The organism is Synechococcus sp. H70.1 (assembly GCF_047502705.1).
Classification (GTDB): domain Bacteria; phylum Cyanobacteriota; class Cyanobacteriia; order Thermostichales; family Thermostichaceae; genus Thermostichus.
The window spans coordinates 49,826-55,825 of the sequence record NZ_JANSIV010000152.1 but is presented as its reverse complement, the minus strand read 5'-3'; the positions used below and the strand labels follow the sequence as shown (position 1 = coordinate 55,825).

At 61.0% G+C, this 6,000-nt stretch carries 6 protein-coding genes; 3 read left to right on the top strand and 3 right to left on the bottom strand.

Annotation, left to right across the window (positions count from 1 at the left end):
• Positions 1 to 48 precede the first annotated feature (48 nt).
• From NW827_RS10285 to NW827_RS10275, 3 genes are all read right to left on the bottom strand, one after another.
• On the bottom strand, positions 49 to 1,014 hold the full coding sequence (locus NW827_RS10285) for a protochlorophyllide reductase (protein WP_414362209.1): 966 nt from the start codon (positions 1,012 to 1,014) through the stop codon (positions 49 to 51).
• Between the two features lie 197 nt (positions 1,015 to 1,211).
• The gene (locus tag NW827_RS10280; protein ID WP_414362296.1) at positions 1,212 to 2,498 is read right to left on the bottom strand and encodes a recombinase family protein; all 1,287 of its coding nucleotides are present in this window, start codon (positions 2,496 to 2,498) and stop codon (positions 1,212 to 1,214) included.
• Positions 2,499 to 2,597: 99 nt separating this feature from the next.
• Positions 2,598 to 3,578 (bottom strand): 30S ribosomal protein S1, encoded by a 981-nt coding sequence (locus tag NW827_RS10275; protein ID WP_414362210.1) that lies wholly within the window; start codon positions 3,576 to 3,578, stop codon positions 2,598 to 2,600.
• A gap of 211 nt (positions 3,579 to 3,789) precedes the next feature.
• Here NW827_RS10275 and obgE point away from each other — a divergent pair, with 211 nt between their 5' ends.
• Genes obgE through NW827_RS10260 form a run of 3 tightly spaced genes read left to right on the top strand, consistent with a single transcriptional unit; the run spans position 3,790 to position 5,944 of the window.
• Positions 3,790 to 4,923: a GTPase ObgE gene (gene obgE, locus NW827_RS10270; protein WP_414404183.1), complete on the top strand. Its 1,134-nt coding sequence runs from the start codon at positions 3,790 to 3,792 to the stop codon at positions 4,921 to 4,923.
• On the top strand, positions 4,910 to 5,233 hold the full coding sequence (locus NW827_RS10265; protein ID WP_414362212.1) for a hypothetical protein: 324 nt from the start codon (positions 4,910 to 4,912) through the stop codon (positions 5,231 to 5,233). Before obgE ends, NW827_RS10265 begins: the two co-directional genes overlap by 14 nt.
• Positions 5,234 to 5,248: 15 nt before the next feature.
• Entirely contained in the window at positions 5,249 to 5,944 is a 696-nt protein-coding gene (locus NW827_RS10260) for an L-threonylcarbamoyladenylate synthase (protein ID WP_414362214.1), read from the top strand.
• The last annotated feature ends 56 nt before the right edge of the window (positions 5,945 to 6,000 follow it).

Here is a 6,000-nt window from a genome sequence, read left to right as displayed (position 1 = left end):
CAGAATTGGGGGGACAGGCCATGCAACCAAGCGGAAGGATTGCCAGCGCTAGAGGGCTGCCAACTGGGGCAGGCCCACCAATTTCTCGCTCAGCTCCCAGAGCAACTTGGCTTTGGCTTCATCCTTTGCTTCGTCGGAAACCTCTTGGTTAAAGGGTTTGGCATTTTTCCGTTGCCGGTTGCCCCAGCTCCAGTAGAATCCCGAATGGCGAAATTCGGGATCGGCCACCACCTGCGCTACCCGTTCGCCGGCCAGCTCCTGGGAGACATAGCCGCCAGTGATGTTTTTTTGAAACCAGGGGAAAAGCTTTTGGAACAAGGGATAGTGGTGGCGGAAGAGGCCGGTTTCTGCCACACAGCCAGGATAGAGGGAGAGAAAGGTGATGCCGGTGCTTTCGTGGAAGCGGCGGTGCAGTTCCCGCATGGTGATGATGTTGCAAACTTTGCTGTCTTTGTAGGCTTTGACGGGATCGAACTTGCCGCCATCGGCCATGCTGATGGGTTCCTTAAAGCCCTGGGCAAAGCCCCGCAGATCTCCCAGGTGGGGTTGGGGAGGGATCTTGCCTCCCAGCTCCTTGGGGTTGTGGGTAACCGTCCCTAAGATGACCAGACGCCGGTCCGGGTAAGGGGAGCGCTGGAGATCCTCCAGCATTAGGCGGCAGAGGAGGAAGTGTCCCAGGTGGTTGGTGGCCATCGTTAGCTCGTAGCCCTCGGGGCTGCGCAGGGGCTGCTTGAGCAGGGGCATGTAGATGGCGGCGTTGCACACCAGGGCATCCAGAGAGCGGCCCGACTGGCGGAACTGCTCGACAAATTGCCGCACGCTGGCCAGGCTAGCCAGATCAATTGGCATTAGGCTATAGCTCCCCTCTGGGATCCCCACCTCCTCGGCCATCCGCCGGCCCTTGTCCAGATCCCGACAGGCCATGACTACGTGCCAGCCCCGCTTGGCCAAAGCCAAGGACGCATACAGGCCAACGCCCGAGGAAGCACCAGTAATGACGACAGTGGGTTGCATTGGTCCCTCCCTATCCAACTCCTTCCTAAAGTGGGATCCTCCGGATCCCTGCAGGATCCATCTTGGAGTGGAAAGGGAGCTGGACAAAGAATTGATAAGGTTTGCGACGCTTTTCCGGGTCAGTCCCTTCATTTTTAGATACAAGCTCGGCTTCCGCTCCTGCAAAGCGGGGCCAGGTGGGCAAAGCCCTGCAATCTCTAGGGATCAAAGGCAAAGAGAAGCCGCACCGCCCCTGTAGAATCCACCTCAACCCCGCGTAGGAATTCCCGCAGGTAGGTGCGGCGCTCGCTCTCGCTGAGATCCTGCCAGAAGGGTGGGATGGAGAGGGTTTGGATGGTCTGGGTAAGCTTAGCAGGGGGGAGCTGTTCCAGCTTTTGGGCCAAGCGGGCGGTCTCAGCTCGCAGCTGGTAGCAGCGCTGGGCCAGCGAGGGCTCATCCATCAGTCCAGATTGCTGCAGCGCCTCCAGTTGCCGCAGCCGCTCGCTGTTGGCCTGGATCTGGGCTTGGAGCTGTTGGCGGGTTCGGTCTAGGGCCTGCCAATCCAGGTTTTGGGCACGGTGGGGAAGCTGTTCGCAGACCTGGCGGATCACCTCCTGCAAGACTTCAGCATAGCGGAGGCTATAGCGACAGGCTTGGCAGCGCAAGTAGAGGTAAGAAGAGCCGTTCTGCTTGCCCTTGCCGGGGGTGGTTTGCACAATGCGCAAAAGGCCGCCACAGGTCCGGCAGTGGACGAGGCCGGCCAAGGCGCGGGAGGCACTGGCGCTGCGGCGCGGGATCCCTTGGTTGCGCTTTAGCCAGCGATCGATCTGGGCGGCTTCGGTGCGGCTGAGGAGAGCTGGATGAGTATCGCGCAGAACGGTGCCATCGGCGTAAGCCAGATCCCCTCGGTAGACCGGGTTGAGCAGCCAGTTGCGCCCAGTGGCTACGGAGATGTGCTTGTGGTGTTTCTCAGCAATGAAGCGCACCGCCTGGCGCAGGGATCCGTAGCGGAGAAAGTGCTGGAAAAAATCCTGAACAATAGGGGCCTGGCGGCAATCCGGGACATAGCGTCCCCCTTCGCGGCGGTAGCCAAAGGGAGGTGGCCCAGGGGGAGGCTTGCCCGCCAGACGGCTTTGGGCTTGGCGTTGACGGAGACGGCGACTTTGCAAGTGATGGGGAATCTCGGCCAGCAGCGGGATCCAGTCGCTGGGAGTGCTAGGGGTTTGCAGGCCGTCAGCACTAACTAGGCTAAGGCGGATCCCAGCCTGTTGGATTTGCAGCAGCCGCCCGTGCACCTCCTCCACCTGGTCTCCTAGATCTGCTAGGCGCACCAGCAGCACCTGCTGCACCGAGCCCCTGGCAACCTCCTGCAGCAGTTCCTCCAGGTAGGCACGGGATCCCCAGTCGTGCCAGAGGGGATTCGCCCCGTGGGCTTTTAGCCAAGCCAGCTCCTCCTCCGGCCAAGGAGCATAGGCAGGCGTGTAGAGGTAGCCGCAGACGCCCATGGACAAACACCCTGCCACCGCTGCTGCCCTAGGCTTGCTGCGCTAGGCTTCCCAGCAGATGCCCCTAGGGCCAGGTCGACACCCCCCAGCCTGCCTGCTCTACTCCACTGCTGTTGCCGCATATTCCAGCTCTTCTTCTGCCACCTCCAGCTGTGCTTCCTCCGCCTGTCCCGCCTGTTCTTGCTTGGCAGCCCGCAGTTGCTCGCGGTACTTGGCTGCCATCTCCTCCGCTTTCTCGTAGACCAGCTTGGGATCCCGCAGCATATCGCCGGGATTGGGCTCCAGTTGCTTAGTCGATAGCGAAATTCGACCCCGTTCTGCGTCTAGGTCAATGATCATTACCTTCACTTCATCGTTGACGTTGAAGACGCTGTGGGGGGTATCGACATGCTCGTGGGAGATTTCGGAGATGTGCAGCAAGCCGGAGACGCCGCCAATATCGATGAAGGCCCCGTAGGGCTTGATGCCACGCACTGTGCCGACTACTACCTCGCCCACCTCCAGCTTGTTCATCTTCCGCTCCACCAGGGCCCGGCGATGGCTTAACACCAAGCGGTTGCGGTCTTCGTCCACCTCGAGAAACTTCAGGGGCAGTTCCTCGCCCACCAGCTCTTCCTTGGGCTTGCGGGTGCTGATGTGGGAGCCGGGGATAAACCCGCGCAGTCCCTCAATGCGCACCAGGGCGCCCCCACGGTTGGTGGCAAAAATGGTGGCCCGCACCGTGGCATCCTCCTTTTGAAGCTGGCGCACCCGTTCCCAGGCCCGCATGTACTCAATGCGGCGGATAGAAAGGGTCAGCTGCCCCTCCTCGTTCTCTTCGGTGAGGATGAAAAACTCACGCGTTTCCCCCGGCTGCAGGACCTCGTGCGGATCCTCCACCCGGCTAATAGACATCTCCTGCAGAGGCAGAAAGGCAGCCGTTTTGGCCCCAATGTCGATTAACGCGCCGCCCGGTTCCACCGAAAAGACTGTGCCGGTTACAATTTCGCCGGGGCTAAAGTGATAGTCGTACTTATCCAGGAGAGCAGCAAAGTCCTCGGTGGTAAAACCAACATCGGCAGCAGCGGTAACTCGAGTCATAGGGGCCTGGTAGCAAAGGTAGTTGCACAAGTTCAAAGAGAGCTGAGCTTAGCCTGGGTGAAGGCACCAGCGCGCCTCCACCTTCCCACCCCACCTAGGGTGGGCGCTGGAAACACTATCCTAGCTCAAAAAAGAAGCTTTTGTGGCAAGTTTCCTTGCAAGCTTGCCAAGCTAGAAGGAGGTGGCCCAAAGAGGTTTGGGAGAGAGGCAGTTGCATTTCATTGACCAAGTGGAAATTGAGGTGCAGGGGGGAAATGGCGGGGATGGCATCGTTGCCTTCCGCCGCGAGAAGTACGTCCCTGCCGGCGGACCCTCGGGTGGCAATGGGGGGCGGGGCGGCTCGGTAATTCTGGTAGCCGATCCCGGCCTGCAGACCTTGCTAGACTTTCGCTTCCAGCCGGTAATCAAAGCTGAAGACGGGTCAAAAGGAGGACCCAACCAGCGCACGGGGGCCAGTGGTGCAGATCGGCTGGTGCGGGTGCCCTGTGGCACGATGGTGTTCAACGCGGAAACGGGCGAGCTCCTCGGGGATCTGGTGCAGCCGGGGGATCAACTGCTGGTGGCCCGCGGCGGCAAAGGGGGTTTGGGCAATGCCCACTTCTTGAGTAACCACGATCGCGCCCCCCGCCGCTTTACCAGGGGTCAGCCGGGAGAGCGAGTGCGGCTGCGCCTAGAGCTGAAGCTCATTGCTGAAGTGGGGATCGTCGGCTTGCCGAACGCCGGCAAGTCAACCTTAATTTCCGTGGTCTCCTCCGCCCGCCCTAAGATTGCCGATTACCCCTTCACCACGCTGCAGCCCAATTTGGGAGTGGTGCCCCATCCCTCGGGGGATGGAGTGGTGTTTGCCGATATTCCCGGGCTCATTGAGGGAGCCCACCGAGGGGTAGGGCTGGGGCATGACTTTTTGCGCCATGTGGAGCGCACGCGGCTGCTGATTCATCTGGTGGACGGCACGGCCGCCGATCCGGTCAGGGATTACCAAATTGTGCAGCAGGAGTTGCGTGCCTATGGCCACGGGCTAATCGACAAGCCACAGATGGTGGTTTTAAACAAAATCGACGCCCTCGAGCCGCGGGAGGTTGTCGAGCGCACCCAGCGGCTTGCGGCTGCTGTCGGCGCTCCGGTATTGGCCATCTCAGCAGTGGCCAGGCAGGGTCTGGATTCTCTCCTGCAGCGGGTGTGGCAGGGGCTGGGCCGGGATCCAGAGCCCTCTCCTGGAGGAGGGAGAAGCAAGATCCAGCCAGCTGCAGCTCAGGAGAAGCCTAGAATAGGAGTGCCCCTGCTTTCCCATAGCCCAGATGTATATCTCCGAGGAGAATCTGCCACCCGACTTGCGCCAGATTAAGCGGGCCGTTGAGCAGGCAGCGCAGGCGAGGGCAGGAGTCTGTCTAGAGCTGTTAATGCTGCTGCGCCTGTTGGAGGATCTGCACCGCACTATTTTGGAGGGAGCCTTCCAAGAAGCTTTGCCCAACACTCGGCACGAGCTCTATCGAGTGCTGCAGGAGCTAGAGGAGGCAGGTGACTGGCCCTACCTGCCGCGTTTGCACATCCAGGCCCTGATGCAGCAGCTCAAGGACTGGCCGCAGGGATCCCTGTCGGTGCCGCCCACCCCTCGTCCTATGGTGGAAGTGGCGGAAAGTCCTCCTGAAGCTTGAGGTTTTCTCTCCCTCATGGCCGAGTACTTTAGGATCCATTCCCAGCACCCCCAGCCCCGTTTCATCCAGCGCATTGCAGCTGCTCTCCGCGAGGGGGCGGTGATGCTTTACCCCACCGATACGGTCTATGCCATTGGCTGCGATGTTACCCACAAGCAGGCCGTGGAGCGGGTGCGGCGCATCAAGCGGCTGTCCAACGACAAACCTCTTACTTTTCTGTGCCCCTCGCTTTCCCAGATTGCCCAGTATGCCCAGGTGAGTGATCCCGCTTATCGGCTAATGCGGCGGCTAGTCCCTGGCCCGTTTACGTTTCTGCTGCCAGCCACCAAGCTGGTGCCCAGGTTGGTGATGGATCCCAAGCGGAAAACCACCGGCATCCGCGTGCCGGATTCGGCCATCTGCCAGGCGCTGTTGGCCGAGTTGGGCAACCCCATCGTCTCTACCTCGGCCAAGCTGGGCGGGGATCCTGTGGGCTCCCTGGAAGTGGGCTTTGATCCGGCGACGGTGGGGGAGGAGGGGGGAATCTTTACCGCTGAGGAAATGCGCCAGCTGGAGAAGCAAGTGGATCTAATAGTGGACGACGAGGCCCCCTATCGTGCCCAGGTCTCAACCGTAATCGATCTCACAGGGCCGAAGCCGCTCCTGGTGCGAGCCGGGCTGGGCTACGAGCAGGTGGCAGACCTGCAGTGGGCAGAAGAGGCGGGCGGCTGAGGGGTGGGATCCTGGCTGCCCCGCTCAGCGGTCGTTAGCTCCTAGAATAGGGTCGT

Bases quoted from the DNA above. Each gene is read 5' to 3' on its own strand.
- NW827_RS10285 (WP_414362209.1), bottom strand. From the start codon at position 1,014: ATGCAACCCACTGTCGTCATTACTGGTGCTTCCTCGGGCGTTGGCCTG.
- NW827_RS10280 (WP_414362296.1), bottom strand. From the start codon at position 2,498: ATGGGCGTCTGCGGCTACCTCTACACGCCTGCCTATGCTCCTTGGCCG.
- NW827_RS10260 (WP_414362214.1), top strand. From the start codon at position 5,249: ATGGCCGAGTACTTTAGGATCCATTCCCAGCACCCCCAGCCCCGTTTC.
- NW827_RS10275 (WP_414362210.1), bottom strand. From the start codon at position 3,578: ATGACTCGAGTTACCGCTGCTGCCGATGTTGGTTTTACCACCGAGGAC.